Origin of the sequence: Brachyspira sp. (assembly GCF_050873525.1) — a bacterium.
GTDB lineage: Bacteria > Spirochaetota > Brachyspiria > Brachyspirales > Brachyspiraceae > Brachyspira.
Genome location: NZ_JBNMIZ010000281.1, coordinates 1 through 2,807, shown reverse-complemented (window position 1 = coordinate 2,807; position 2,807 = coordinate 1). Strand labels below are relative to the sequence as shown.

The 2,807-nt window shown below is 32.4% G+C and carries 2 protein-coding genes; one reads left to right on the top strand and one right to left on the bottom strand.

Annotation, left to right across the window (positions count from 1 at the left end):
- The first annotated feature begins 191 nt into the window (after positions 1 to 191).
- On the top strand, positions 192 to 743 hold the full coding sequence (pgsA, locus tag ACR0QS_RS12540; RefSeq protein ID WP_432633791.1) for a CDP-diacylglycerol--glycerol-3-phosphate 3-phosphatidyltransferase: 552 nt from the start codon (positions 192 to 194) through the stop codon (positions 741 to 743).
- 1 nt (position 744) lies between these two features.
- Here pgsA and ligA read toward each other — a convergent pair whose 3' ends face one another.
- A complete protein-coding gene (gene ligA / locus ACR0QS_RS12535) occupies positions 745 to 2,748 on the bottom strand; it encodes an NAD-dependent DNA ligase LigA (protein WP_432633790.1) in 2,004 nt (667 codons plus the stop codon).
- Positions 2,749 to 2,807 lie beyond the last annotated feature (59 nt).

Here is a 2,807-nt window from a genome sequence, read left to right as displayed (position 1 = left end):
CTTATTCACCCACTTAATTTATAATCAATCATTAAATATAAAATTAGTTATTATAATTATAGATTAAACACTTTGAATTATTAAGATAGATTTATTTTTTATATAGCAATATTTTTACACTTAAATATAATATTTATTTTTCCTAAAAAAATTATATAATATTAACAAATTAAAATTGATTAGGAAAAATTATGAAAAAACAAATACCAAATTTATTAAGCGTTAGCAGAATCGTTTTATCTCCGCTTGTGATATTTCTTTACTTTTATAATTCGTTTATAACTTCGATACTCGCTTTAATATTTTTGATTGTCCTTGAAATTACGGACGCTTTGGACGGAATAGCCGCAAGAAAATTTAATTTGGTTAGCGATTTGGGTAAAGTCCTTGACCCGTTTGCCGACACCGTTTTTCACATTACTATGTTTACGATTTTTTTGTCCGAGGGTTCTATGCCGATTTGGATGTTTATAATTTCGCTTTATAGAGATATGTTTTCAATGTTTATAAGAATTCTTGGAGGCTTGAGAGGATTCGCAGTCGCCGCAAAGTTTAGCGGAAAATTAAAAACCGCTTCGAGAGCCGCCGCCGTTATAATAATATTTTTGATAAAAGTTTTAAAATTTACTTCTTTAAATTATTTGCCGTTCGATAAAATAACTTATTATAGCTTGCTTATAGTGACGGTAATAACGATATATTCGTTTTTCGATTATTTGCCTCTTATAACGAAAAAAAAATAAATTAATTTCCGTTTGCAAGTTTAATAAAATCGTCAGCGGGCATAATTTCTATTCCCAATTCTTCCGCTTTCTTCAATTTGCTTCCCGCTTTTTCTCCGACTATCAATATATTCGTAGTTTTCGATACGGAAGACTGAACCGTTGCCCCCAATCTTTCGGCGGTTTCTTTTGCGGAAGTTCTTGTAAAACCTTCGATTGAACCTGTTATAACGACATTTTTTCCCGTAAGTTTCGATTCTATAATTGCCGTCTTTTCAAAAATAGGTCCTACTCCGACTGCGAGCAAATCGTCTATTATTTTTTTTGATTTATCGTTATTTAAAAAATCGTAAATACTTTTTGAACTTATCTCTCCGATTCCTTCAATATTTTCCAAATCATCGATTGTAGCTTTTTTGAAATTTTCGATTGAAGTAAAATATTTAGCGAGCAAATCCGCCGTAGTCTCTCCAACCTGACGCATTCCCAAAGCGTATATAAATCTTTTCAAAGTGGTTTTTTTGCTTCCCTCTATTGAGTTTAGCATATTTTCGGCAAGTTTATCTCCCATTCTTTCAAATTTATGCAAATCGGATTTTTTAATTTTGTAAATATCGGCGGGAGTTTTGACGAGTCCGCTTTTCGTAAAAATCGCTATCCATTCTTTTCCGATTCCTTCTATATTCATAGCCGCTTTTGAAACGAAATATTCTATATATTTTGTAATCTTGCTCGGACATTCTTGATTGATGCATCGAACTATTACATCGCCTTCCGTTATCGCCGTCTCGCCTCCGCAAACGGGACATTTATTCGGAAAAACAAATTCTTTGCTTTCTTTCGGACGCTTCTCCAAAACGACTCTCACAATTTTTGGTATAACATCTCCCGACCTTATAACTACAACCGTATCGCCAATTCTTATATCTTTTGATTTTATTTCGTTAGGATTATGAAGAGTCACATTTGAAACTATAACTCCTCCGACTTGAACGGGTTTTAATTTTGCAACGGGAGTTAGCGCGCCCGTCCTTCCCACTTGAACTTCTATATTGTTTAATAAGGTTTCCTTCTCTTCGGGTTTGAATTTGAAAGCTACGGCAAATCTTGGAGCGCGAGATAAAAATCCTAATTTTTCCTGCGCTTTAATATCGTCAATTTTAATCACGAGTCCGTCAATCTCATAATCCATTTTATTTCTGTTTATTTGTATTTCGTTGTATATTTTCAAAACTTCTTTATATTCAATATTAGGATGAACTCCTTCAACGGTAAAACCTAAATCTGATAAAAATTCCATCGCTTTATATTCGTTGGTTAAATTAAAGTCTTTATAATTTGCAATTTGATATGCGAAAAATTTTAATCTTCGTTTTTTGCTTTCAGCGCTGTCAAGCTGTCTCAATCCTCCCGATGCTGCGTTTCTTGGATTTGCAAAAGGAATCTCTTCAAGTTCTTCTCTCTCTCTATTCAAAGCCTCGAAATCTTTTTTCGTTATCAAAGCCTCGCCTCGAACGATAAGTTTATTTTTTTCTTTAATATTTTTTGGAACATTATTCATTACTTTAACATTATTCGTAACATTCTCGCCGACTTGTCCGTCTCCTCTCGTGCTTGCCACAATCAATTTTCCGTTTTCGTAAATAAGCTCCAAAGCCAAACCGTCAAATTTATTTTCCACAGTATATTTTATATTTTTTGAATTTGTCTCTCTTTTCATTCGGTTATCGAATTCAAAAAATTCTTCCTCGTTCATAACATTTGAAAGCGAATACATTGCAATCGGATGCTCGAACTTTTCAAACTTTTCCAAAACCGCTCCGCCGACTTTGTTTGTCGGGCTGTTTTTATCTTTGAATTGCGGAAAATCTCTCTCCAAATTTTCAAGTTCTCTAAAAAGTTTATCGTATTGATAATCTTCTATTTCGGGATTATCGTCCGTGTAATAAAGTTTATTATGATAATTTATTTTTTCCGTTAATTCTTTTATTTTATTTTTCGCTTCTTCCAATTTTAATTCGCTCATATTTAATCCTTATTGTTTTATGTTTATATTATATTAGAATAATTATTAGAATACAATAT